The organism is Ruegeria sp. AF2 (assembly GCF_056542025.1).
Window position 1 is genome coordinate 171,874 of the sequence record NZ_JBQFZC010000003.1, and the last position, 24,855, is coordinate 196,728.

The 24,855-nt window shown below is 57.6% G+C and carries 25 protein-coding genes; 11 read left to right on the top strand and 14 right to left on the bottom strand.

Features of this window, described 5'->3' with window-relative positions; translation table 11 throughout:
* Window positions 1-3: 3 nt before the first annotated feature.
* Window positions 4-954 carry an ABC transporter substrate-binding protein gene (locus ACR0NM_RS11585; protein WP_170392106.1) on the bottom strand — a complete coding sequence of 317 codons (951 nt, stop codon included), beginning with the start codon at window positions 952-954 and terminating at the stop codon, window positions 4-6.
* 334 nt (window positions 955-1,288) lie between these two features.
* On the opposite strand from ACR0NM_RS11585, the gene ACR0NM_RS11590 reads away from it, so the two are divergent.
* On the top strand, window positions 1,289-1,951 hold the full coding sequence (locus ACR0NM_RS11590; RefSeq protein WP_170512305.1) for a DNA-3-methyladenine glycosylase I: 663 nt from the start codon (window positions 1,289-1,291) through the stop codon (window positions 1,949-1,951).
* Between the two features lie 42 nt (window positions 1,952-1,993).
* Entirely contained in the window at window positions 1,994-2,680 is a 687-nt protein-coding gene (locus tag ACR0NM_RS11595; protein ID WP_170635994.1) for a hypothetical protein, read from the top strand.
* Window positions 2,681-2,685: 5 nt separating this feature from the next.
* Here the strand turns inward: ACR0NM_RS11595 and ACR0NM_RS11600 are convergent, their stop codons facing one another.
* Complete coding sequence (locus tag ACR0NM_RS11600) at window positions 2,686-3,093, bottom strand: c-type cytochrome (RefSeq protein ID WP_170392112.1); 408 nt, start codon at window positions 3,091-3,093, stop codon at window positions 2,686-2,688.
* 97 nt (window positions 3,094-3,190) lie between these two features.
* Between ACR0NM_RS11600 and ACR0NM_RS11605 the strand changes: the two genes are divergently transcribed.
* Complete coding sequence (locus ACR0NM_RS11605; RefSeq protein ID WP_480614803.1) at window positions 3,191-3,628, top strand: DMT family transporter; 438 nt, start codon at window positions 3,191-3,193, stop codon at window positions 3,626-3,628.
* On the opposite strand, the gene ACR0NM_RS11610 is transcribed toward ACR0NM_RS11605, so the two are convergent.
* Both ACR0NM_RS11610 and ACR0NM_RS11615 read right to left on the bottom strand, forming a co-directional pair.
* Window positions 3,612-4,298: an ABC transporter ATP-binding protein gene (locus tag ACR0NM_RS11610; protein WP_480586696.1), complete on the bottom strand. Its 687-nt coding sequence runs from the start codon at window positions 4,296-4,298 to the stop codon at window positions 3,612-3,614. The two genes, ACR0NM_RS11605 and ACR0NM_RS11610, sit on opposite strands and share 17 nt — an antisense overlap.
* Window positions 4,291-5,577: a lipoprotein-releasing ABC transporter permease subunit gene (locus ACR0NM_RS11615; protein ID WP_480614806.1), complete on the bottom strand. Its 1,287-nt coding sequence runs from the start codon at window positions 5,575-5,577 to the stop codon at window positions 4,291-4,293. The genes ACR0NM_RS11610 and ACR0NM_RS11615 overlap by 8 nt, the downstream gene beginning before the upstream one ends.
* 392 nt (window positions 5,578-5,969) lie before the next feature.
* Between ACR0NM_RS11615 and ACR0NM_RS11620 the strand changes: the two genes are divergently transcribed.
* Window positions 5,970-6,326, top strand: a complete 357-nt coding sequence (locus ACR0NM_RS11620; protein ID WP_170401488.1) for a hypothetical protein — start codon at window positions 5,970-5,972, stop codon at window positions 6,324-6,326.
* Between the two features lie 30 nt (window positions 6,327-6,356).
* On the opposite strand, the gene proS is transcribed toward ACR0NM_RS11620, so the two are convergent.
* Window positions 6,357-7,697, bottom strand: a complete 1,341-nt coding sequence (gene proS, locus ACR0NM_RS11625; protein ID WP_170465087.1) for a proline--tRNA ligase — start codon at window positions 7,695-7,697, stop codon at window positions 6,357-6,359.
* A 132-nt stretch (window positions 7,698-7,829) separates the two neighbouring features.
* Between proS and ACR0NM_RS11630 the strand changes: the two genes are divergently transcribed.
* The 5 genes from ACR0NM_RS11630 (at window position 7,830) to ACR0NM_RS11650 (ending at window position 13,650) form a co-directional block, all read left to right on the top strand.
* Entirely contained in the window at window positions 7,830-9,227 is a 1,398-nt protein-coding gene (locus ACR0NM_RS11630) for an FAD-dependent oxidoreductase (protein WP_480614809.1), read from the top strand.
* Window positions 9,227-10,201: an isopenicillin N synthase family dioxygenase gene (locus ACR0NM_RS11635; protein WP_480614812.1), complete on the top strand. Its 975-nt coding sequence runs from the start codon at window positions 9,227-9,229 to the stop codon at window positions 10,199-10,201. Before ACR0NM_RS11630 ends, ACR0NM_RS11635 begins: the two co-directional genes overlap by 1 nt.
* Before the next feature lie 90 nt (window positions 10,202-10,291).
* On the top strand, window positions 10,292-11,365 hold the full coding sequence (locus ACR0NM_RS11640) for an AI-2E family transporter (RefSeq protein WP_480614814.1): 1,074 nt from the start codon (window positions 10,292-10,294) through the stop codon (window positions 11,363-11,365).
* On the top strand, window positions 11,366-12,055 hold the full coding sequence (locus ACR0NM_RS11645; RefSeq protein WP_170392125.1) for an HdaA/DnaA family protein: 690 nt from the start codon (window positions 11,366-11,368) through the stop codon (window positions 12,053-12,055).
* A 50-nt stretch (window positions 12,056-12,105) separates the two neighbouring features.
* Window positions 12,106-13,650: a Ppx/GppA family phosphatase gene (locus tag ACR0NM_RS11650; RefSeq protein ID WP_170401504.1), complete on the top strand. Its 1,545-nt coding sequence runs from the start codon at window positions 12,106-12,108 to the stop codon at window positions 13,648-13,650.
* Here ACR0NM_RS11650 and ACR0NM_RS11655 read toward each other — a convergent pair whose 3' ends face one another.
* The 7 genes from ACR0NM_RS11655 to ACR0NM_RS11685 all read right to left on the bottom strand — a co-directional run bounded on the left by ACR0NM_RS11655 (window position 13,651) and on the right by ACR0NM_RS11685 (window position 19,917).
* Complete coding sequence (locus ACR0NM_RS11655) at window positions 13,651-14,010, bottom strand: hypothetical protein (RefSeq protein WP_480436234.1); 360 nt, start codon at window positions 14,008-14,010, stop codon at window positions 13,651-13,653.
* Window positions 14,011-14,059: 49 nt separating this feature from the next.
* Complete coding sequence (locus ACR0NM_RS11660; RefSeq protein ID WP_480614817.1) at window positions 14,060-15,052, bottom strand: endonuclease/exonuclease/phosphatase family protein; 993 nt, start codon at window positions 15,050-15,052, stop codon at window positions 14,060-14,062.
* Window positions 15,053-15,055: 3 nt separating this feature from the next.
* A complete protein-coding gene (locus ACR0NM_RS11665; protein ID WP_170392133.1) occupies window positions 15,056-15,736 on the bottom strand; it encodes a molecular chaperone DjiA in 681 nt (226 codons plus the stop codon).
* A gap of 9 nt (window positions 15,737-15,745) precedes the next feature.
* Window positions 15,746-16,270: an N-acetyltransferase family protein gene (locus ACR0NM_RS11670; protein ID WP_480614820.1), complete on the bottom strand. Its 525-nt coding sequence runs from the start codon at window positions 16,268-16,270 to the stop codon at window positions 15,746-15,748.
* A complete protein-coding gene (locus tag ACR0NM_RS11675) occupies window positions 16,267-16,869 on the bottom strand; it encodes a VOC family protein (protein ID WP_480614822.1) in 603 nt (200 codons plus the stop codon). The genes ACR0NM_RS11670 and ACR0NM_RS11675 overlap by 4 nt, the downstream gene beginning before the upstream one ends.
* 109 nt (window positions 16,870-16,978) lie before the next feature.
* Window positions 16,979-19,105: a methylmalonyl-CoA mutase gene (gene scpA, locus ACR0NM_RS11680; RefSeq protein WP_170661943.1), complete on the bottom strand. Its 2,127-nt coding sequence runs from the start codon at window positions 19,103-19,105 to the stop codon at window positions 16,979-16,981.
* Window positions 19,102-19,917 carry a hypothetical protein gene (locus tag ACR0NM_RS11685; RefSeq protein WP_170625255.1) on the bottom strand — a complete coding sequence of 272 codons (816 nt, stop codon included), beginning with the start codon at window positions 19,915-19,917 and terminating at the stop codon, window positions 19,102-19,104. The genes scpA and ACR0NM_RS11685 overlap by 4 nt, the downstream gene beginning before the upstream one ends.
* Window positions 19,918-20,087: 170 nt before the next feature.
* Between ACR0NM_RS11685 and ACR0NM_RS11690 the strand changes: the two genes are divergently transcribed.
* Window positions 20,088-20,534 (top strand): DUF4174 domain-containing protein, encoded by a 447-nt coding sequence (locus ACR0NM_RS11690; protein ID WP_170392143.1) that lies wholly within the window; start codon window positions 20,088-20,090, stop codon window positions 20,532-20,534.
* 76 nt (window positions 20,535-20,610) lie between these two features.
* Here the strand turns inward: ACR0NM_RS11690 and ACR0NM_RS11695 are convergent, their stop codons facing one another.
* The gene (locus tag ACR0NM_RS11695) at window positions 20,611-22,656 is read right to left on the bottom strand and encodes an ATP-binding protein (RefSeq protein WP_480614825.1); all 2,046 of its coding nucleotides are present in this window, start codon (window positions 22,654-22,656) and stop codon (window positions 20,611-20,613) included.
* A 117-nt stretch (window positions 22,657-22,773) separates the two neighbouring features.
* Window positions 22,774-22,977, bottom strand: a complete 204-nt coding sequence (locus ACR0NM_RS11700) for a hypothetical protein (RefSeq protein ID WP_480614828.1) — start codon at window positions 22,975-22,977, stop codon at window positions 22,774-22,776.
* A gap of 650 nt (window positions 22,978-23,627) precedes the next feature.
* On the opposite strand from ACR0NM_RS11700, the gene ACR0NM_RS11705 reads away from it, so the two are divergent.
* Window positions 23,628-24,779 carry a DcaP family trimeric outer membrane transporter gene (locus ACR0NM_RS11705; protein ID WP_170563885.1) on the top strand — a complete coding sequence of 384 codons (1,152 nt, stop codon included), beginning with the start codon at window positions 23,628-23,630 and terminating at the stop codon, window positions 24,777-24,779.
* Window positions 24,780-24,855 lie beyond the last annotated feature (76 nt).

A 24,855-nucleotide genomic window follows, 5' to 3' on the forward strand; every position in this document is an offset into this window, starting at 1 on the left:
GACTCACTGCGTTGCCGCGTCAACGACGGGGCGCCATTTGTCTTCATTCTCGGCCATCCAAGCCGCGACGACTTCTTCGACCGCGCCACCATCTACGTCGATCGCCCCCATCATTGGCTGCTGGTCTTCGACCGAAAGCTGATAGTTAGTCAGGATTTCATAGGCAGCGGGCCACTTGTCTGCCATGCCGCTCCAACCGGCCTTGAAGATACGTGACGGCGAGAAATCGCAATCATTCACTGCGTTGGGGTTCGGGCCCCAAGACGGATCGTTAAAGCACGCCTCTTCGCCTGCAGGCAGTTCGACAAACTGTACGTCATATGCCGACATCGCCCAATGTGGCTGCCAGAAGGTGATCAGCAACGGCGACTTGCGCTCGGTCGAGGCGCGCAATTCGGCGATCAAAGCGCCCTCGGAACCCGCGGGGACCGCTTTGAACGGCAATTCAAGACCGGTCATACGATCCGCGCCGGGCGTACCCCAATCCGCTGGGTAATCGACCAGACGGCCACCGGGCAGAGTTTCAGCCGTAGCAAAAACTTGCGCACACTCTTTCAGCGCTTCCCACGCAGGCAGGCCCGGGCACAGCTCCGCCACATGTGCCGGGTAGGCAATGCCTTCCTTGGCATCAAGCCCCAGATCGCCGATTTCAACAACGGTGCCTTCGTCGATCTTCTTGGCATATTCGTCGGACACGTTGGACGACCAGATTTCCAATGTCGCGTCAATGTCCCCATCGGCCAACGCCTGGAACTGATTCATCATCCCGGCGGTCACGTATTCTACGTTATAACCGGCAGCCTTCAGCATCTCACCCGCCACATGGGTGGTCACATGTTGACCGGTCCATTCGTTGATCGCCAGCTTGATCGGTTCATCGACCGCGCCCATATCTGCGGCATGGGCCGCCCCGGCCACTGCGATAGCCAAAAAGCTTACGCTTAGCTTTTTCATAACAACAACTCCCTGTTTTTTACGTTTGCCCCATGGCGATATCGAGCCCGCCCAGGATCATTTGTGGTCACAGCACATTTCGCAACATGCACAAGTTTAGCCGAAAAAGGAAAGGGAACAGTTGTTCCGGGTCCGACGCGCTTCATCAAGCGTGAAAACACAACCCATCCCTGCTGCTCCACTCGGCAATACACACACTTAACACCGTCAGTTCGGAACCGTCAAAGATATTGATTGACTAGTCAATATAAAACACGCGCTTCATCTCAAGATCTGATTTGCCTTGTCAATTCTTCTTAATAAGGCAGCATCTGGATAAGGGAGGGTCTGGGAGATGCGTCACTTTGAAAAGATCTACCAGATATCGGCTGATCGCCACGGCGGCCCCGCCGAACTGGAAAGCAAGCTAAGCAAGCCTAAACCAATCGCCGAATTGGTGGCGATGTCAGATGATCGCTGGTTATCGATTATTACGAAAACCGTGTTCCAGGCAGGGTTTAACTGGAAAGTGATCGAATCGAAGTGGGACGGATTCGAAACGGCATTTGACGGCTTCGACATTGGACGCTGCGCATTCATGGATGACGAGAAATTCGACGCACTGCTGCAGGACACCCGCATTGTCCGCAACGGAACTAAGATTGCCACAGTGCGCGACAATGCCGCGTTTCTGCTAGAACTCCGCGCGGAAGGTGGCGTCGGGCAAATTCTGGGCGGGTGGCCATCACAGGATTATGTCGGCTTGCTACAGATGCTCGCCAAGCGCGGATCGCGGCTTGGCGGTGCTTCGGCGCAGTATGCTATGCGATTTGCCGGTCGGGACAGCTTTATTCTGTCCCAAGATGTAACAGCTCGTCTGATCGCTGAGGGCGTTATCGACAAACCTGCAACCTCCAAAAAAGCAATGGCCGCGGTGCAGGCCGCGTTCAATACATGGATGGGACAATCCGGGCGATCGCTGACGGAAATCAGCCGGGTTCTGGCGATGAGCCTTTGAAAACGACTTGCAGCGCCGAGCTGCCGCATTAGGCTCAATGCCATGATCCGCCCCCTGTTGATTTCATTGCTGTTTCTATTTGTAGCCTGTGGTCGACCTCTAACCGATCACGAGCGCGCATTTGTCAGTAAAATCCACGGAGACACATTGAATCTGGATCGTGTGCGATTGGTAGAGGGTGCCCCCGTCGCAGCGGTTACATTTACCCGCAAAGCCCGCCCTCGGGTTGCCTGCCGTGAACGGATCTTACCACCTGTCAAAGAGGAAACCGTGACCGGCAAACCCGCGGGCGTTGCGTTGTTCAACCATGTATACTTCACGAAGGACTGGTATCTGGACGACTACATGAGCCAGTACCCCGATCAGGTGAACCTGATCGGGGCAATGTTGCTTGCGCATGAATTAACCCATGTCTGGCAGTGGCAAAATCGCAAGACAACTGGTTATCACCCGTTCCGCGCTGCGGCAGAGCATGGCCGGAAGGACGATCCTTACCTGTTCGACCTTGATACTTCGCCCGATTTTCTGGCCTATGGCTACGAACAGCAGGGCGCCATCGTCGAGGAATATGTTTGCTGCCGGGCGCTCGACCCCGACGCACCTCGAACCAAACGTCTGCACGATATGCTAAGCGCCCAATTCGAAGTCTCGAAATTGCCCGGTAACAGGCGCGAAAGCTCCGTCCTGATACCCTGGGCGGGCGCAGAGATTAATGGTATCTGTCGCTGAGCTTGTTAGTTTACTTGCAGGGTCTTCAGGTAAGCCACTAGATCCACGATTGGCTTGCTGGTCAGGATTGGCTGCCCTTCCGGCGTTTTGATCGCGGTGTCGTTACCTTCGAAATAGGGGCCATAAACCGGCATCGGGCTGCCATGGCTGACCAACGGTTCGCGCCCGTCAATCCGCGCTACGACGCGCGCTGTCGGAAATACACCATTTGCATCGGCCAGCGTTCTCAGGTTTGTCGGCTGGATCACCAGCACCCCGGCCATTGGCCCATGCCCCGTTGCATCCAGTCCATGACAGGTAGCGCAATAGTGCTGATACAGCTCGGCCCCGGTCTCCACGTCCTGAGCTGAAGAGGCCTGTGGTATCATGGTAAGTACAGTCAGCGCGCCCGCGCCAAGTATTGATCGGATCATCACTTTTCTCCCTCCTGCCTTGCAATTCGAGACTTGCCGGGAGGTCGCGCTGACGCAATGATCCAGATCAACGAAATAGGCGCAGGGACAAAAGGCAATGACACAATACGCAGCCATCATGCTGGCCGCCGGAATCGGCGTTCCCATCCTCGCCGCTCTGAATGCAGCCTTGGGCAGGTTGATCGGCTCACCCAATGCGGCCGCTGTCATCCTGTTCGCGATCGCCTTTGTCGCTTCAGCGCTGGCGCTGTTGGTACTCGGTGGATCCGATGCCTTTGCCAAACTCACCCAAGCCCCCAAACATCTGCTGCTGGGCGGCGTATTAATCGCCTTCTATGTGCTATCAATCACCCATGTGGCCCCACATTTTGGCGTGGGCAATGCGGTGTTCTTCGTCCTGCTGGGCCAGTTGATCAGCACAGCCGCAATTGACCATTTTGGCTTGTTCGGCGCGCAGGTAACGCCGCTGACATTCATGCGGGCAGGAGGCATTGCATTAATGGCAATCGGGGTCGCCATCACTCAGCTGGCCTGAGCACGCCCCCCTCCAGCCGCAACATCCGGTCCATACGCGCCGCCAGATCAAGGTTATGCGTCGCGATCAGCGCCGAAAGCCCTTCATCCCGGACCAGCGCCATAAGGGCCGCAAACACCTGATCCGAGGTTTCGGGGTCCAGATTGCCGGTCGGTTCATCCGCCAGCAGCACACGTGGCTGATTTGCGAGCGCCCGGCAGAAGGCCACGCGCTGTTGCTCTCCGCCCGACAAGGCTGCTGGCCGGTGATCTGCGCGCGGAGCGACGCCAACGCGATCAAGCAACTGCATCGCACGGGCTTGCGCTGCTTTCTCGGAAGCACCGTTTGCCAGTTGCGGCAACACGATGTTCTCCAGCGCCGTAAACTCAGGCAACAGATGGTGGAACTGATAGACGAAGCCAACATCGCGCCGACGGATCGCTGTGCGCATGCGATCCCCTTTGCCCGTCGCGCCCTGCCCTGCGACTTCGACTTCGCCTGTATCTGGGGTATCCAGCAGGCCTGCGATATGCAGTAGGGTCGACTTGCCCGCCCCGGATGGTGCAACCAGTGCCACAGCCTCACCCGCGCGCAGCTCCAGATCGGCACCGCGCAGAACCTGCACCTCTCCTGGGGTGCCTTGCAGATAGGTCTTGGTCAGACCGCTGAGCCTTAAAGTCACATCACTCATAGCGCAGCGCCTCAACCGGGTTCAGCCGCGCTGCGCGACGAGCCGGGAAATAGGTGACAAGGAAAGACAGGCCAAGTGACAGACCCACCGCTTTCATGACGTCAGACAGGTGTAATTCGGCGGGCAAGGCGTAGATGCCGCGAATGGACGGGTCCCAGACGCCGCCGCCCATGACGTAATTCACGAAGGAAAAAATCGGATCGATATAGATGGCGAAGAGGCAGCCCAGTACGACGCCCATCGCTGTTCCGATGATCCCCGTAAAGGCCCCGCAAATAAAGAACACCCGCAGCACTGATCCTTCGCTGAGCCCGATGGTGCGTAAGATACCGATGTCGCGCCCTTTGTTCTTCACCAGCATGATCAACCCCGAGACGATGTTCATTGCTGCAATCAGCACGAGGATCGACAGGATGATGAACATCACATTGTCTTCGACCTCCAGCGCCCGCAGGAAACCTCCAGAGGCATCCTGCCAAGTCCATATCTGGTTGCGCTCACCTGCGGCCTCAAGGATCGGAATCAGGATCGGGGTTAGCTCTTCGGGGCGCTCGACCATCACTTCGATCTCGTCCGCCACGCCTTCACGGTTGAAGAAGCTTTGCGCCTCGGCAAACGGCATGTAGACGCGCGTGCGGTCGATGTCATAGCGCCCGGCAGAAAAGACATAGACCACCTCATAAGCGTTCACGCGGGGAGATGTGCCAAATGCGGTTTTGACACCGTTGGGCGAAGTCAGTTTGACCCGATCCCCCACCGTCGCCCCGATGGCCCGCGCCACGCCCGAGCCGATGGCGATGCCGTCCGGGAACCGGGACAGGTCACCATAGGCCTCTTCGCTTTCTGCAATACCGGGCAACTCAGCCAGATCGTCGGGACGAATGCCAAAGACCTGCACGCCTGAACTGCGGTCCGCATTGGTGATCAGCACCTGCCCTTTGACAAGCGGTGCTGCCCGTTCGACCCCCGGCACCTGCGCGATCCGCTCGGCCATTCCATCGAATTCCGTGATGGTGCGGTCTAGCCGCCCCTGCGCATCGATTTCTCCGGCGGAATACACTGTGACATGTGCGTTGGCCCCAAGAATAGTGCCCACGAATTCTGACCGGAATCCGGACCGAACAGCCAGCGTCGCGATCAGAGCGAACACAGCGAGCGTAATCCCGATCAGCGAGATCCAGGTCATCACGCTAACGCCCCCTTCGGCCCTACGGGCACGGAGGTATCGCCAGGCGATTTTCCATTCGAAAGGGGCAAAGGGCGGGGGAGATTTGGCCATTCCTGCCTCGGGTTCAGATTTTTCGCGACCCTTTCGACATTTCGCCGGATGGTCAAGCCAGTTATCGTGCGGACACCGGCTCGGCGTTACTGCGCCCGATAAAGGGGCGAAAAGAACAGTTTGAAACGAATCATTTGCCCCAAGCGCCAAATCATCACCGGCAGCGCGAGAAATCACTGGCCGCAAATTATACCAATGGTTGTGAACCCCTTCACAGACAAGGGCTTATTGTTTCAGTTATGAAGTCAATGTGAGATATCAGCACCCGACTGAGTCACAATCGCAACATTCAGGTGCGAAATATTGTTTCACAAATTGATTAGTGTGAGAAACTTTGTCACCCTATTTGTGTGGGGGACACATTTTAAGAGTTTAAGGGCGGAGGCACGCTCATGGGTATTCAAGAACATATGGAAGGTACGGGCCCGATTACTGCCCGTTCAGCAGCAACAGAACTGGATTGCGAAAGCGCCGCATTGTTGCGGGCAGCGATCAGGCCAGTTTTCACAAGCGCAGCAAGCTGGGCCGGTTTGGCCGACATACTGCGGGACAAAGGCTATCGCCTTGCTTTCCGGCAGGGGCGGCTGTGCATCACGGATCGCGCCACTGACGAACGCGTCTGTGGATTGCGGTTTCTGGGCTTCGAACTGGCGGAACTTGTACGCCGCTTTGGTCGCCCGATCGTGGTCGCACGCGGCAGCGAAGCGGACGGCGATTTCCTGACCGCACGTCCGACCTCAGCTTCCTGAGCTAAACCGCCGAAGGTTGCACCGCCTTGTTCAGGCGATGCCCTCATAGATTTCTGCGATCTTGGTGACGGCCGCTTCGGGGCTGAGTTCCTCACTTTCGCCGGTACGGCGGCTGGTGAGTTCGACCACACCGTTCTTCAGACCACGCGGGCCCACTGTGATGCGCCACGGCAGACCGATCAGGTCCATGGTGGCAAACTTGCCCCCTGCCCGTTCATTCCGATCATCATAAAGCGGCTCAAGCCCCAGCGCAGTCAACGCGCTGTAGAGTTTATCGCACGCCGCGTCCGCCTCTTCATCACCTTGCTTCAAGTTCACAATGCCGCAATGGAATGGAGTCACGCCTTCGGGCCAAATGATGCCCTTATCGTCATGGCTGGCTTCGATGATCGCACCGATCAGGCGGCTAACGCCGATGCCGTGGCTGCCCATATGCACCGGAACCGGCTTGCCATCGGGGCCTTGCACAGTCGCTCCAAGAGCTTCGGAATACTGGGTGCCAAAATAAAAGATCTGCCCCACTTCGATACCACGCGCCACGCGGCGGCGGTTTTCGGGGATTTGGTCAAACAGGGCTTCGTCGTGGGTTTCGTCCGTGCGGGCGTATTTAGAAGTGAACTCTTCGAGGATCGCCTGACACTGTTCGCGGTTATCATAGTCGATCTCACGATCGCCGAAGGTCAGATCGGTGACCGCGCTGTCATAAAAGACCTCGGATTCGCCAGTATCGGCCAGTACGAGGAACTCATGCGTGTAGTCACCGCCGATAGGTCCAGAATCAGCGCGCATCGGGATGGCTTGCAGACCCATCCGCTCATAAGTACGCAGATAGCTGACCAAGTGGCGGTTATAGGCGTGCAGCGCGTCTTCTTTGGTCAGATCGAAATTGTATCCGTCCTTCATGTAGAACTCGCGCCCCCGCATCACGCCGAAACGTGGGCGGATTTCATCGCGGAACTTCCACTGAATCTGATAGAGCGTCAGCGGCAGGTCTTTGTAGCTGCTCACGTGGCCGCGGAAGATGTCGGTCACCAGTTCCTCGGCGGTCGGCGTGTACAGCATATCGCGACCGTGGCGGTCCTGCATGCGCAGCATTTCCTGGCCATAATCGTCATAACGACCGGATTCGCGCCAAAGGTCGGCTGATTGCAGAATCGGCATCTGGATCGCGATGTGTCCAGCCCTCGCCTGCTCTTCATGCACAATGTTCTCCAGCTTGCGCAGAACTTTGAAGCCCAATGGCAACCAGGAATAAATCCCGGCGGCGGCCTGTTTGATCATCCCGGCACGCAGCATCAGCCGGTGGCTGACGATCTGAGCCTCCGAGGGGTTTTCCTTGAGAACGGGCAGAAAGTAACGGCTGAGGCGCATAACGTAACCTTACGGGTGAGAATTTCGCTGCAAGGTGATTATTCCAAAGCCTAGCCGGGGGCAATCGCACATCGGTGTTTTGCGACCCATGCGCAGTCGGTTTTTTGATTGACCCGAGCGTTGGGGTTTTCAATGTTGGCGCAAACCTTAAACCGCGAGGCAGCAATGCAAACAATCACCGAACCCGCCCGCCAGATCCCCGTTGTTCATCAGACAGACGTATTGGTTGTCGGCTCGGGCCCCGCTGGATTGTCAGCAGCGCTGGCTGCCGCACGCGCTGGGGCCGAAGTTTCCTTGATGGATAGATTCGGTTGCATGGGTGGGAATATTACGGCAGTCGGCGTCGAAGGCTTTGCCTGGTATCGCCACGAACAAACTGTCGAGGCCGGAGGCATCGGCATGGAGTTCGAAACCCGCGCCAAAGAGATGGGTGCAGCAGTGCCTGAAAGCCAATCGCTCAGCTACGAACTGGACAGCGAGGGCTTCAAGCTGGTGGCCGACAAGCTGGTTGAAGAGGCTGGCGTCCATCCGATGTTGCACCGGCAATTCGTCGCCCCGATCATGGAGAGGGATCGCATCACTGGGGTGATTACCGAATCCAAAGCGGGGCGTGAGGCGATCTTGGCCAAGGTTGTTATCGACGCCACAGGGGATGCAGATGTAGCGCATCGCGCGGGCGCCCCGACGCACAAGACGCCACGCGAGGACATGATGGCGGCCTCAGTGATGTTCCATCTGGCCGGTGTCGACAAACGGGCCTTTATTGAAGGTGTCAAAGCCGACCCGCAGACCTACAAAGACTGGGGTGGCGGAGGCGAATGGAATATCGAAACCTCGGGCAAAGAGGACGACATGTTCTCGCCCTTCGTCAAGAAACCCTTCCAGCAGGCGATTGATGAGGGCTTGATACCGGCTCATTTGAACACGATCGCGGGGACCTGGGGGGCGATGCACGATACCGGAGAACTGACCTATATGAACCTGATTCATATGGACCAGATCGATGGAACCGACCCCGAAAGCCTGACCTTTGGTGAAATCGAAGGCCGCCGACAGGCGATGCTGGCCATTGATGCCCTCCGCCGTTTCATGCCGGGGTGCGAAAACGCACGTCTACGCAATTTCGGCATGACCATAGGCATTCGGGATACGCGCAAGATCGATGCTGTCTACAACATGACCGAAAATGACGCGCGTCATCAGGGCCGGTTCGAGGATTCCATCGGTATCTACCCTGAATTCATCGATGGCTACGGCATTCTGATCTTGCCGACCACGGGGCGATATATGCAGATTCCGTATCGCTCGATGCTGCCCAAAGGGATCAAGGGCCTGTTGGTTGCGGGCCGGTCCCATGGCGCGGATCGGGTCGCTCACGCCGCGACGCGCAACATGTCCTGCTGCGCGGTGATGGGTCAGGGCGCAGGGATCGCTGCGGCCTTATCGCTGAATAGCAATCAGGAGCTCGACAGTATGAACCTTGCTCCTGTGCATCAGGAACTGGAACGGCAAGGCGTGAGAATTAACTGATGGAGCGTATTCCAACCATAGATATCAGGCCGCTGACTGATCCTTCTGGTCCGCTGTATCAGGCAACGGTCGCGCAGATCATGGATGCCTGCACCAGCATCGGGTTTCTATCGATCACAGGGACAGGCATCGCGCCTGAGCACATCGAGCAGGTGCGCGAGTGTGTCAGTGCGATCTTTGATATCGACGAGGCCCGAAAATGGGATCAGGCCATCACCCGCGATAACTATCGCGGATACATTCCGATGGGCTTCTTCACGCCCAATGACGGCTCGGGCGCGGCGGATAAGTACGAAGGGTATAAGCTGCATTTCGAAGCAGCCGAAGACGCGCCGATCCGGGTTGAATGCGCACTTTACGGCCCGAATATCTGGCCCCGAGAAGTGCCCCAGGCCCGCGCGGTAATACTGGATTACTGGCTACAGCTTGATGGCGTGACAGATCTTTTGCTGGGTGCATTGGAAGTGGGGTTAAAAATCCCGCCCAACACACTACGCGACGCCTTCCGCGACCCGATGACCAACATGACCCTGCTACACTATCCGCCACAATCCCCGGATGAGCTTGGCTATGGAATTCATCCGCATAAGGACACCGACGCGCTGACAATAATCGCTCCCGATCCGGTCGGAGGACTTGAGGTGCAGACCCGCACCGGCGGCTGGATCACACCGGACTGCCCGCCCGGCGGCTTCGTGGTCAATATCGGCGACATGCTGGAACTGTGGTCGGGCGGGCGGTTGAAATCGACCCCGCATCGCGTGGTTAATCGATCCGGGCGTGAACGCTATTCCTTCCCTTATTTCGCCGTTCCGCGCCACGATGTGGTGGTTGCACCACTGCTGCCTGCCCTGCCCGGCTTTGATCGCCCGAAGGTACATTGCGGACACTGGTCGGCGGAAATCTGGCGCACCAACTGGCCTGATGAAATGGCCACAGGTGAGACACCGGAACTGGGTACTCTGACAGACTAGGGTATAAAAATCGCGCGCCATGAACCGCTTGCATCGCCGGGCGTCATGGGCCAAGAACACGGCAATGCTGTGCAAACGAGGGATTGCGCCATGGCCTTGCCGGTGAAGGATCAGCTTAGATACTGGGGCATTGCCGCCGCTGTTTTCGCGCTGCTTTTGTACCTGTTGGGCGATGTCTTGCTGCCCTTTGTGATCGGTGGTGCGATTGCATATTTCCTTGATCCCGTTGCGGACCGCCTGGAAACACTCGGCCTTTCGCGCATGGCTGCGACCGGGATCATTACCGTTGTCGGCGTGTTTGGTTTTGTTTTGATGATTCTTATGGTTGTGCCCGCGTTGATCACACAGCTACTGGATCTGATTGATGTTTTGCCAAGCCTTTTTAAAGAACTGCGCGCCTTTATTGAGAAACAATTCCCGGCTTTGCTCGATCGCGAATCAAATACCCACCAGATGCTGGTGTCATTTGGCGAGACGCTGAAATCAAAAACCGGCGATGTGCTGCAAACCGTTCTGGCCTCATTGGGTTCAGCAATAAATGTCGTCGTCCTGCTGGTTATCGTACCGGTTGTCGCGGTTTATCTGCTGATGGATTGGGATCGCATGATCACCCGGATCGGAGAGCTCTTGCCGCGTGATCACGCCCCCACGATCAAACGACTTGCTGGTGAAATCGACGCCGTTCTTGCCTCATTCGTGCGTGGAATGGGTACCGTCTGCCTGATCCTCGGCACCTACTATGCTGTCGCATTGATGCTGGTCGGCCTGCAATTCGGCCTGATCGTCGGCTTCATTGCAGGGCTGGTAACCTTCATCCCCTATTTGGGTGCCCTGATCGGAGGCACCCTAGCCATAGGCCTGGCCCTGTTTCAGTTCTGGGGGGATTGGGCACATATCGGTTTGGTCGCCGGTATTTTTGCTATCGGACAGGTGACCGAGGGCAACTTCCTGACGCCCAAACTCGTCGGTAGTTCGGTGGGCCTGCACCCGGTCTGGCTGCTGCTGGCCTTGTCGGTCTTCGGCGCGCTGTTCGGCTTTGTCGGAATGCTGATCGCAGTACCTGTAGCGGCTGCCTTGGGTGTGCTGGCACGGTTTGCGACCGAGCAGTATCTGCACAGCCGCCTATATACCGGGCTTGAAGGGCTCAATCAGGAAGACGAATAAATGGCCATGCAGCTCAGTTTTGATCTGCCGTCCAAGACTGCCTTGGGCCGCGAAGACTTTTTCGTCTCGCCTGCTAATGCGCTGGCTGTTGCGATGATCTCTGCCACCTCATGGCCTGGCAACAAACTGGTGCTGAGCGGCCCTGCGGGATCGGGCAAGACCCATCTGGCGCATGTCTGGGCCGGCGAGACCGGCGGTCGAATCGTACAAGCCGCCGCGCTTCGATATGACGACGTACCGGACCTGGCGCGCGGTCCGGTGGCGGTCGAAGATGTGCCGGTAATCGCGGCGGACGTCGAGCAGCAGAAAACTCTGTTCCATTTGCACAATCTGGTTCTGGCCGAGGGCCACGCCTTGCTGATGACCGGGCGCACGACGCCGAAGCTGTGGCATCTGCCGCTGGCCGATCTGCAAAGCCGGGCCGAAGGTGCGCATCATGTGTCGCTTGAAGGGCCGGACGATGCGCTGCTGGGCGCAGTGCTGGCGAAGCTATTCACCGACCGGCAGCTCAATCCGGGGCCGGATGTCATAGCATATCTGGTCAAGCACATGAATCGAAGCTTTGAAACCGCCGCCCGCGTGGTCGAGCAGCTTGACGAAATTGCGCTGACTGAAAAACGCGACATCACCCGTGCGCTGGCGGTGCGTCTATTGAACACAGAGGCCGAACAATCGGATGCCTGTAATTGACCGGACAAGGGTGATCTCGCATCCTGTCGCGCAAAAGACCTGGGGACACCATGACCAAGATTGCCGAGACTGATTTCCCGGATCACGGGCTGTTCGGAAGGCCGCTGTTCGAAGATCCGGGCGCCCGTGCACTTTCCCGGGTCGGGGTTGTCGATATCGGATCGAACTCGGTCCGGATGGTGATCTTTGACGGCGCGGCGCGCTCACCGGCCTATTTCTACAATGAAAAGGTGATGTGCGAACTGGGCGCCGGCCTGTCAGAGACCGGCCGATTGAACCCTGAAGGTCGCAAACGGGCGCTGGCTGCCTTGCACAGGTTTCAGCATCTTGCCAGAGACCTCGGCCTGCCCGCCCTGCACGCGGTCGCCACCGCTGCGGTGCGCGAGGCCAGCGATGGACCGGATTTCTGTGCGCAGGCAAAAGCCGAAACCGGCCTGATCATCAACGTTGTCGATGGCGAGGAAGAAGCACGGCTCTCAGCTCAGGGCGTGCTGCTGGGTTGGCCGGGAGCTTATGGGCTGATCTGCGACATCGGTGGCTCGTCCGTCGAACTCGCTGAGATCGGAGGCGGCAAGGTCGGACGTCGCATGACTTCGCCCCTGGGGCCGCTCAAACTGCGCGATATCAAAGGCGGTCGCCGGGCGCGTAAGGAGCATATCAAGAAGACGCTGGAAGAGATGCGCGACCGGATGGGCCCTCAACGTGATCGGCTGTTTCTGGTCGGCGGCAGCTGGCGCGCCTTCGCACGTCTGGACATGCTGCGCCGAGGCTATCCGCTGAACGTGCTGCACGAATACCGCATGACACAAAGTCAGGTACGCGAGACCATCAAGTTCATCGAACAGAATGATCCTGATGAATTGCGCGCATTGGCCGGTGTGTCGGGCTCGCGTATGGCATTGATCCCCTATGCAATGGATGTGCTTTCACGCCTGATCCGCACGTTCAAACCAAAGGACATCGCGATTTCAAGCTACGGCATCCGCGAAGGATTGCTGTATGAACAGATGCCGCAACGCCTGCGCGACCGGGATCCTTTGATCGAAGCCTGCCGGTTTGCCGAAGCGAAAGACGCGCGCTTGCCCGGTTTCGGCAAACACCTGTTCGATTTTGTCATGCCCTTGTTCCGTTCGGCGCCGGAACCGATGCTGCGCCTGATCAAGGCAGCTTGTCTGCTGCATGACGTCAGTTGGCGTGCGCATCCAGATTACCGGGCCGAGGCCTGTTTCGAATATGTCACCCGCGCCAACATGAGCGGGATCAAACACTCCGAGCGGATCTTTATCGGGCTCGCTTTGCAACACCGATATCGCAACAAACGCGAAGGGAGCCGCTTTACCGAGCTTTACGAACTGCTCGACGAACGCGGCCAGGAACAGGCCGAAATCCTGGGCAAAGCACTACGGTTCGGAGCGATGCTTTGGATGCAGCACGACGCAGCCATGGGCAAGATGCGTTACTATCCCAAAAAACAAAAGCTCGAACTGCGTCTGCCCAAATCGGCGGGCGCATTGTTCAACGAAGTCGCCGAGGCCCGTTTTAACTCGTTGGCCGGCGCGCTGAAATCAGAACCCAAAGTGATCATTCGCGGATAATCAGATATCGGTATAACCGTTAGACGTCTCTTCTTCCGGCACAACTTCTTCGGGCTGATCTTTGGGCTTCTTGCGGATGATAATGTCGCCGTTTGGTAACATCTCGGGCGATTCATACGCGCTCCAATCCTGCACCTGAGCAGCCAACTCAGCCAGCGCCGGACCCATTTCCCGCATGAAAGACTGCAAAGCCGGACCAAATTGGTCCGCAAATCCACGCAGGTCTTCGATCGTGGGCTCCATCTCTTGCCGCAAGCCTTCCAGAAACAACTCGGCACCCCGCTCCATCAGCGACTTACCCGAATCGTCCTGTGCTTGGGCAGGCAGGGCCAAGGCAGTACAAATAGCGCTGATCAGCATGAGACGTAGCATAGCTTGAATATAAGCGAGCGTGCCGAGTGTTGAAAGGTCAGAGGTCGATATCCAACGTCACCGGGAAGTGGTCGGATGCGGTTAGCAAGGCATCCCTCAGCTCGGGGTTGCCCCAGCAGGCGGCATCGCGAAACGGATGCCAGATGCGCCAGTTCGGGTGGTGGGCGCGCAAATCCTCGCTAATCATTATGTAGTCCAACAACGCCTCAAGATACCGTCCCTCATTAGGCCGCGCAAATCGTGCAGTTGCTGGGACAGAACCGGGGCGCAGTTCCAATGCCCTTGCTGCATGAGGATCATAGAGCCCCGCCTGCAACAATATCTCGACCGACGATCGACCGAAGAGGTGTTCGAACTCGTCCAGTCCGGGTCCGTCATTGAGATCGCCCAGCAAAATCACCGGCTCTTGCTCCGTCAAATGATGTTGGACCCGTCGACCCAGCCATACCGCCTGCGCCAACTGCTTACGGCGATTGGCAATCGAAATTCGTATCATCTTATCCCGCGATGCAGCGCCATGGGGCGCTTTGGACTTCAGATGCGCCCCGATCAGTCGAAACTCCTGCCCTGAGGTTGTTTGGATCGCCAATTCCATCGGAGGCTTTGAAAACCGAACAAGATCCTCGGTCGCATCCACATCCAGGTCGATCCGGAACTCGGCATCGAAACGCGGCGCGTTCTCAGCCTCCCTTGCGTCGTGTTTGGCTGTAAGAATTTCGGGATCATAAAGCAGGGCCAATTCCTGATGTGTATCATTGGGAAATCCCATGATTGCATGGCTTGTACGCAGACCGAACGCCTCGGCAAATCGCTGCAAGGCACGGACGGTATTCTGAGACTTGCCTGTGTTGGGGGCTTCGACGATCAGCATCGCATCGGCATCAATCGCTGTCAGCACCTTTGCGATCGCCTCAACCTGCCGGGCCTTGGTCACATCGTGACGCCCTGACCAGCTGTCATCGACAATCAGGCTGTCATTGCGATCAAACAGGTTGGCGAACCATTCGATATTGTAGGTCGCCAACCGCACGGATCAGACCCGGGCGCCGTTGATTTCATCCCAGGCGCGGTTGATGTCGATCATCTTTTTCTCGGCCAGCCGCACCGCCTCTTCCGGAACGCCGCGTGCCAACATCGCATCGGGATGAGTTTCTCGCACCAGTTGCCGCCAAACCTTGCGAATTTCGGTCAGAGGAGCGTCGCGGGGAACGCCCAGAACCGTATAGGGGTCTTTCGGCGCATCCGGTACGAAACGCGCGCGCAGGGCCATGAACTGAGCGTCGGTCTGGCCGAAAATGCGGCTGACTTCTTCCAAAAACTCGTTTTCGTTCGGATGGTAGAACCCGTCCGCCATGGCAATGTGAAACAGCCCTTCCATCAAATCGCACAGGGTGGTGCTATCTTCGGCGAACATGCGGGCAATCCGGCGGGCATAGTCCTGATATCCAGCAACGTCTGTCCGTGCCATGTCAAAGACCTTGGCCGCCCCGTCTTCATCTTCGGGCGCGATCTGGAACACTTCACGAAAAGCCGTCACCTCATCCCGCGTCACCTGACCGTCGGCCTTGGCCATCTTGGCGCCAAGCGCCACGACGGCAATCGCAAAGGCCACCGAACGTTCTGGCGGCGTGCGCAGTTTCTCAAACACCGCAGTCAGGCTTTCGCCCTGGGCAAGCGCGTTCAGCGCGTCGGCTATTCTGGACCAGATCGACATGGGCGCACCCTAGCGTGCCTTGTCACGACTGTCAGGTGCGACAGATGACTGCGGGCCGAGTATTTTCTGCATCAGGACAAGATCCAGCCGCTGCCCCCATTTGAACCCCACTTCAGGCATGCGTCCCACCTGCTTGAAGCCAATTGCCTTATGGAAGGCGATGGCTGCGGGGTTGGCCGATGAAATGCCCGCCACCAAGACATGCACGTTATCCTCCCGCGCGATGGCTTCAAGAGCCTCCATCAACGAACGGCCAACATTCTGGCCTCTGGCCTCTGGTACCAGCTGTATCGAATGTTCGCGACACTGCGCATATCCCGGGCCCGAACGGAAGGTGCCATAGGTCGCAAACCCCACAACGGCGCCATCGTGCTCGGCGACCAGGAAAGCAGGACCTCTGCTTTCGATCTCTGCCACCACGCTTTCAACGCTGCGTTCATCGTTGGTGAATGTGACAAGTGTGTCTCGGATGATCGCGTTTGCGATCGCCGCAATCGCGGATGCATCGTGGGTTCTGGCCTGCCGGATGTTCATTCCAGCACGCGTAGCCCGTGCGGGGTATCGATTTCAGCGCGCAAAGCAGCCGGGCCGCTGTCAAACGCGACATGCTCCAACGCCCCCAGACCTTTGGCTAAGTCGATTGCATCCGGATGGCACACTATAAGGCGGCGTAACCAGCAGCCACTGTCCTGAAGCATTTGCGCCGGATGCAGATCACCCTTCCACTCGATAAGCGCCGGAAAGAGGTTGTCAAATGGCAGACGTCCATTTGGGGGGACTGCCATACGCCAGCGCAGCGCGCCTCGGTTCAGATCGATAGGTTGTCCGACGCCGTCGGGGAAAACGGTCAGTGACGCTTCGATATCCGGAACCCGGCAAATCCAGTTGGTCAGGCGGGGTGATCCGGTGAACCGGTCCAGATCGAACCAGCGCGTCCTTTGCGGTTTGGAGGCTTCGGGGTCGATCGCAATCGCCTCCAGATAGAGCCCATCCCGCAAGCCCAGAAGTCGATTATACGTTCCGAATTTTTCGTGCTTGCCGCCGTCCTGAAGCCGCACGCCCAGCGCCTGTTCGATATGGTCAGAAGCTTCTTCAAGCGTTTCGCCCGCAACAGCCAGATGATCCAGTAACATGAAGACGCCTCCTGATGACAAACGACCAGACCATTTGGGTCTGGTCGCATGTTTTCCGCAAAGGGGCGAAATCACAAGATTTTTCGTACGAAAAATCTTGGCGCCGGCGTCAGGTTTTGGCTTCGCCGATCAAACGCAAGATGTCTTGTGCCGCTTCAGGGATGTTCGTTCCCGGACCAAAGATCGCCTTCACACCGTGATCGTAAAGGAACTGGTAATCCTGTTGCGGAATGACCCCACCGCAGATGACTATGATGTCCTCAGCCCCCGCCTTTTTCAGTTCCTCAACCAACTGAGGCGCCAATGTCTTATGCCCCGCAGCCTGCGAAGAGATCCCAATCACATGCACATCATTGTCCACCGCGTCCTGTGCGGCTTCTGCAGGCGTCTGGAACAGAGGGCCGACATCCACATCAAACCCGATATCGGCAAAGGCAGTGGCGATCACCTTGGCCCCTCGATCGTGGCCGTCTTGCCCCATCTTGACCACCAGCAGACGCGGGCGACGCCCCTCGGCCTTGGCGAATTCTTCTATGGAATTCTGAATCGCGGCAAAACCTTCGTCACCCTCGTAGGCCGCACCGTAAACACCGGCCAGGGTCTTCACTTCGGCACGGTGGCGACCGAACTCTTTCTCCATTGCCATGCTGATCTCTCCTACGGATGCGCGGGCTCGGGCGGCCTCGACGGCGGCGGCCAGCAGGTTGCCTCCCTCGCGGGCGGTTGTTGTCAGGGCGTCCAGCGCCTGTTGGCAAGCCGCCTCGTCGCGCGTTGCACGGATACGCTCCAGCCGCGCGACCTGAGCTTCGCGCACAGCCACGTTATCGACGTCCAGAATATCGATCGGGTCTTCTTGCTCTTTGCGATACTTGTTGACACCAACGATGACCTCTTCGCCCCGGTCGATCATGGCCTGACGGCGCGCAGCGCTTTCCTCGATCCGCAGCTTGGGCATGCCACTGGCAACGGCCTTGGTCATACCGCCCATTTCCTCGACCTCTTCCATAAGAGCCCAGGCTTTTTCGACCAGCTCGTTGGTCAGGCTTTCGACGTAGTAAGAGCCCGCCAGCGGATCGACCACATCGGTCACACCGGTTTCCTCTTGCAACACCAGCTGCGTGTTTCGCGCGATACGTGCTGAGAAATCGGTTGGCAGCGCGATCGCCTCGTCCAGTGCGTTGGTATGCAGTGACTGTGTGCCGCCCAGAACCGCGCTCATGGCCTCATAGGCAGTGCGGACCACGTTGTTATAGGGGTCCTGTTCCTGCAGCGACACGCCCGAGGTCTGGCAATGAGTTCGCAGCATTTTCGACCGTTCGGATTTCGCCCCGAACTCGGTCATTACCCGATGCCAAAGGGTGCGCGCAGCGCGTAGTTTGGCGATCTCCATGAAGAAATTCATGCCGATGGCAAAGAAGAACGACAGACGACCCGCGAACTTGTCCACGTCCATGCCTGATTCCGTCGCTGCGCGCACATATTCGCGCCCGTCGGCCAGCGTATAAGCCAGTTCCTGCACCAGGTTCGCCCCGGCCTCTTGCATGTGATAGCCCGAGATCGAGATCGAGTTGAACTTGGGCATCTCATTCGAAGTGTAATCGATGATGTCCGAGATGATCTTCATCGAAGGCTCGGGCGGGTAGATATAGGTGTTACGCACCATAAACTCTTTCAGAATGTCGTTCTGAATGGTGCCCGAGAGCACGGCCTTGTCATGCCCCTGCTCTTCACCTGCAACGATGAAGCTGGCCAGAACCGGGATCACTGCCCCGTTCATCGTCATTGAGACTGAAACCTTGTCCAGCGGGATACCGTCGAACAGGATTTTCATATCCTCAACGCTGTCGATGGCCACACCGGCCTTGCCGACATCGCCCACCACACGGGGATGGTCACTGTCATACCCCCGGTGAGTCGCCAGATCGAAGGCGACCGAGACACCTTGCTGGCCGGCTGCCAGATTGCGGCGGTAAAATGCATTCGATTCTTCAGCCGTCGAGAAGCCTGCATATTGACGGATCGTCCAAGGGCGCCCTGCATACATCGTCGCCTTTACGCCGCGCGTAAACGGGCCGAAGCCCGGAAGCGAGCCCATATGCGGCAGATCAGCCGTGTCTTCCTGAGTATAAAGCGGTTTGACGTCGATGCCTTCCAGCGTCTCTTTGGTCAGATCGCCCAAAGGTCGGCCGCGCAGCTCTTTTTCAGCCAGCACCTGCCAGTCGTTGGTGTCGGTCATGTCGATTTCCTCTGTTCAATTCTGGTTTCGGCGGGGGCGACCCCGCGTGCATTGCTATCTGTCCGGCAGATCAGTTCAGCCCTCCCATCGGCGCCCGAGGCAAGCCATTCCAGATCATCGGCATAATCAGCCCAAAGCTGCATCGCCTGTTCAGCGGTCAGACCATGGGGCGTGGCTTTGGGCGCAGCATTCAACGCAAGGCCATCGCTGAATTCGGGCGCGGTGCGACCCGTCAGCGCCTGAAGCTGCGCCTGTTGATGACCCGCAAATTCCTCAAACGGCAAAACGAGCAATGGGACGCCCGGGAAGGCGAGGCTAATGTCAGTGATGACGTCGCGCCAGCTCCGCTTGCTTTGCGCGATGCGGGTCCACTTTGTGGGCTCGATTGGGGCGCTGCCACGTTTGAACTTATAGGCGGCCACGGAAGACCAATACATATCCAACGCGCGGATATTCAGTGCAATTTTGCTGACTCCGCCATCGAAGGCCTTTGCCAAAAGCTGCCCGCGTTCCTGCATGCCGGGATAAAGCGAGGCAAAGGCGATATTGCGCTCCATCGAGCCCACGAAATTCTCTTGGCTGACCAATAGCTGCGTCGCGCCGTCTTGCTGACATACGTCTAACTCGCGGCGTAATCCATCACAGACCTCAGTCGTCAATTTGTTCAAGCTGTTGAGGCCATTGGAACGTGTTCGCTCCGGCCCCCAATACGCCAGCCCTTGATCTGCAAGGACCTGCACGTTCCGGCTCAGATAGTTCTGGAAACTGGTGCTTGCACATCGATGTGCGCCACAATGCAGGATCACTTCCATCGGCCTACTCTCCCAACGCGAAGGCCGCGGGAACGGCGCGTTTTGCAGGCAAATTGATAAATACGCATGGGTAGGTGCGGCGTCCACGAAGCAAATTTTTGGTGATCACACGCATTTCGTCAGTCGCATTCGCCCCAGCAGAGGCTATATTCATGACAACAGGAGGCCTCATGACACGCACGCTTGCCTTTGTTTTCTCGGCACTATTCCCGTTGGCCGCCTTGGCCGCCGACGCGACTGCCCCTGCGGATGACAGCTTTGTTCGTCCAGTAGCTGACAGCGATCTAAGCGATTTTCTCTGGACGCATCGCCCGATCGTCGTTTTTGCCGATACCCCGGCAGACCCAAGATTCCAGCAACAGATTGACATGTTACTCGAAGGCGAGGACGCAATGCGGGATCGCGACGTGATCGTCTTGACCGATACTGATCCGGCGGCGCGATCATCGATCCGATCAAAACTGCGACCGCGTGGTTTCCAGATGGTGTTTGTCGACAAGGATGGTGTCGTCAAACTGCGCAAACCCAGCCCATGGAGCGTGCGTGAGATTGGCCGGTCCATTGACAAGACGCCTTTGCGCGAGCGCGAAATCCGCGAACGACGTGAGGGCGGCTGAGCACCTGCGACATGCCTCAAGATCCCGGCGGAAGCCGCTGGGAACCTTGAAAGATATGTCGCAGGTGCGCGCATCATCATTCGAACTCGATGATCACATCGTCAACGGCCAGACTGTCGCCGGGGCCCGCGTTGATCTTGGAGACAACGCCTTTTTTCTCAGCGCGCAGGATGTTCTCCATCTTCATCGCCTCAACGGTACAAAGTGCCTGACCTTCCTGCACCTCCTGACCTACTTCCACATCAATCTTCACGATCAAGCCCGGCATTGGGCAGAGCAGCATTTTCGATGTATCAGGCGGCAGCTTCTCGGGCATCAGGCGGGCCAGTTCGGCCTGACGCGGGGTGCGCACATGTACCTTGAGGTCAGCCCCTCGGTTTCGGATACGGAACCCGCCCGATATCTTTCCAACCTTCAAGACCAACGGGCTGCCATCCACGTCCAACACCGCAAGTTGGTCACCCGGCGTCCAGTCAGAGGACACGCGCAGAGCTGACCCGTCTTTGAATTTGACAGTCGCGCCCTGTTTGTCAGCCTTAACCTTGACGCTGAAATCCTGCCCTTGCAGAGCGACATTCCAACGTTTGCCGACCTTCCGTTCATGGTTGTCCATCCGGCCCGATACGCGGGTGCGACGGATTTCGGCAACCCGGTGCATGGCAGCGCACGAGGCTGCGATGCGACGCAGATCTTCTTCGGGAAGGTCGACGCCTTCGAACCCGTCCGGATACTCCTCGGCGATGAAAGCGGTCGTCATGTCACCACTTACAAATTTCGGGTGATCCATGACCGCTGACAGGAATGGCAAGTTGTGACCGATGCCTTCGACTTCGAAACTGTCCAGCGCCACGCGCATGGCTTCAATCGCCTGTTCGCGGGTCGGTGCCCAGGTACACAGCTTGGCGATCATCGGGTCGTAATACATGCTGATCTCGCCGCCCTCATAGACGCCGGTATCGTTACGCACAGCGCTATCCCCTTTAGGCGCATCACCTTGCCATTTGTCATTCACAAGCAGCGGGCCTGCTGCGACCTCCTGCGGCGGGCGATAACGGGTAAGGCGGCCAATCGAGGGCAAGAAGCCACGATACGGGTCCTCTGCATAAAGACGGTTTTCGATGGCCCAGCCAGTCAGGGTTACATCATTCTGTGTGATAGTCAGCTTTTCACCAGCCGCCACACGGATCATCTGCTCCACCAGATCAACACCGGTGATCAGTTCGGTCACCGGGTGTTCCACTTGCAGGCGCGTGTTCATTTCGAGGAAATAAAAGTTCTTTTCCCCATCCACGATGAATTCCACCGTACCGGCACTGGCATAGTCCACCGCTTTGGCAAGCGCGACGGCCTGTTCGCCCATCGCCTTGCGGGTTTCAGGGTCAAGGAACGGCGACGGCGCCTCTTCCACAACTTTCTGGTTCCGGCGCTGGATCGAGCATTCGCGTTCCCCGAGATAGATGCCATTGCCGTGACTGTCACAGAGCACCTGAATCTCGATGTGGCGCGGCTGAGTCACAAATTTCTCGATGAAAATCCGGTCGTCGCCGAAGGAGTTCGCGGCCTCGTTCTTGGATGACTGGAAACCTTCCCGCGCCTCTTCGTCATTCCACGCAATCCGCATGCCCTTGCCACCGCCGCCAGCGCTGGCCTTGATCATCACCGGATAGCCAATGTCGTTCGAAATCTTCACCGCCTCATCGGCGTCTTCGATCAGGCCCATGTAACCGGGCACCGTCGAAACCCCGGCCTCCTGCGCGATCTTCTTCGAGGTGATCTTGTCCCCCATGCTTTCGATCGCACCGACCGGGGGGCCGACAAAGGCGACGCCTTCGGCATCCAGCGCCTCGGCGAATTTGGAGTTCTCGGACAGAAAGCCATAACCGGGGTGGACCGCCTGCGCGCCGCTTTTACGGATGGCATCCATCACCTTGTCGATGACGATGTATGACTGGTTGGCAGGCGGCGGGCCGATATGCACGGCCTCATCCGCCATTGAAACATGCAGGGCGTTCTTGTCAGCATCTGAATAGATGGCAACCGTGCCAATGCCCATCTTGCGGGCGGTCTTGATGACCCGGCAGGCAATCTCGCCCCGGTTTGCGATCAGGATCTTGTTGAACATGGAACGTCCTTTGGCTTGATGTTCTGGAAACGCAAAACGCCGCCGCGGGGCGTTGACCCCACGACGGCGTGATGCGCAATGACGGACGGGACTTTTCCAGCCCCGTTAAATTCAGCTTTAGTTACAGTTGTTCTGGGTCTTGCAATAAAGCACGTTGCCCGCAGCCCCGACTGCCGCCCCAAGCAGCGGATCTGCACTGAGGACCGCTGCCCCCAGAGCGCCCGCACCGCCGCCAAGGATCGCCTGTTCGCCGGTCGAGCCACCGCAGGCCGCCAAACCCGCGCAGGTTGCCAACGCAAGGGAAATTCGTTTGAGTCGCATGGTTTCTGCCCTTCTAGATTTTTTGCAGTCCTTGAGAGCAGATGCCGATTTCGCGCCTTGTTATGCAATAACACGGACCACAAACTTGCGAATTGCGCAGGTTTTTGCCGCTTTTTGTCCAAACCTGACAAAAAGAAAACCGCGGACAGAACTCTGTGGGGAACACAAGCCTGCCCGCGGAAGGAAGGGGTACGGAATAGTAGGTGCTTGTGCGACGCAGGCAAAGTAGAGCCGCACGGCCCAATCACTGTGCACAGCACAATTCTGGCCGCCAACCAGTTATTGTTTCCATCTGAGATTCCGGCTGAAACCTGCCCATCCAGCGCGGCACCACGCAGATTTGCGCCGACGTCGTAATCGCCCGGACAGCGACGACTACGTCTGAAATCCGTCACGTTCCTGTTACAAATCGAAGACTTGTAGCGAGGCAGTGCGCGAGGCACCTCACGCAACATCACTACAAACTCACGCAAAAATCCTTCCGGTGACAGTAACTTAGATTCCGGTTTCACCGCAGCGTGAAACGTCACATGTCTACCGACACTTTTGCTTGAAAAATTGAGAGCATCTTCTCTCAACTTGGTGATTTCCCAAGAATTCAGTTGCGTGGAACGGTGCCCCTGCACACTCGCACACAAGGAACTATCCATATGATAACAAAGGGTAAAACTGCTAGCCTGCTTGCTGCCAGCGCGCTTTCCGTGACCGGTATGCAAGCCTTGGCGCAAGATGCACAAACTCAGGCTGAACTGGATGCACTGCGCGCCCGGGTCGAAGCGCTGGAATCCTCCAATCCCGGGTCTGGCACTGGGGATCTGCAGATCGGCAACACCACTCTGGACGTCTACGGTTATGTCAAAGCCGACTTCTTCTATGACTTCGAATACGATCAGGGCGACACCGCATTCGTAAACGTGATTGGTGAACCCTCGGCCGAGACAGATGGTACGTTTGGCGCCACAGTCCGTCAGTCTCGTATCGGGCTGCGCACCAGCACGCCTTCGGGAATCGGTGACATTCAGGGCCAGATCGAAGTCGATGCCTTCGGCTCGGACGGAACCGCCGAATTCCGAATTCGTCATGCCAATATCCGAATTGGGGAACAATGGCTGATCGGACAATACTGGACCAATTTCCAACCTCTGGACACCTACCCGACCTCGGTGGAATTTAACGGGCCGGTCGGGATCGCTTTCGCGCGCGTTCCGCAGGTGCGCTACACCAACAATATCGGATCGAATACCACCTTCGCCGTTTCCGTTGAAGAGAACGTCGGCGGCTCGGATTCGGATGATCCCGTGCTGACTGGTTCGGTCGAATACAACGATGGCAAATACATCGCTCGTGCCTCGGCGCTCTACGGCAAGGCGCAATCCGGCGACGTCGAGGTCGATCAGACCGGTTTCTCTTTGTCGGGCTCGATCCGACCGTGGGAAGGTGGGTTGTTTCAGGTCAACTATGTCAACGGCGAGGCACTTGGCCCCTACCTGATCGGCTTGGGTGACGCAGTCGTCGGGGGTCAGGCCAACGATGTTGATGGCTACACCATCGAATTCCGTCAGGACCTGAGTTCCAAATGGAACGTCGGCATCGCCTATGGCAAGGAAGACTACGACCTGCCTACATCGACCGGTACTTTGTCGTTCACCGAGCTTGAGACGATCCACGTCAATGCCTTTTACAAGGCGACAGACAACCTGACGCTCAGCGCCGAATACATCTATGGAGAGCGGAACGATACAATTTCCGGCGACACATTCGACGGCAATCGTGTCCAGTTGGCCGCGCAACTCAACTTCTGATGAAAACAGCCTACCCTGCCCATTAGCGGGCAGGGTTCCAGTGTCACTGATCATCTGAGTGTTATGTGCGGCAGCC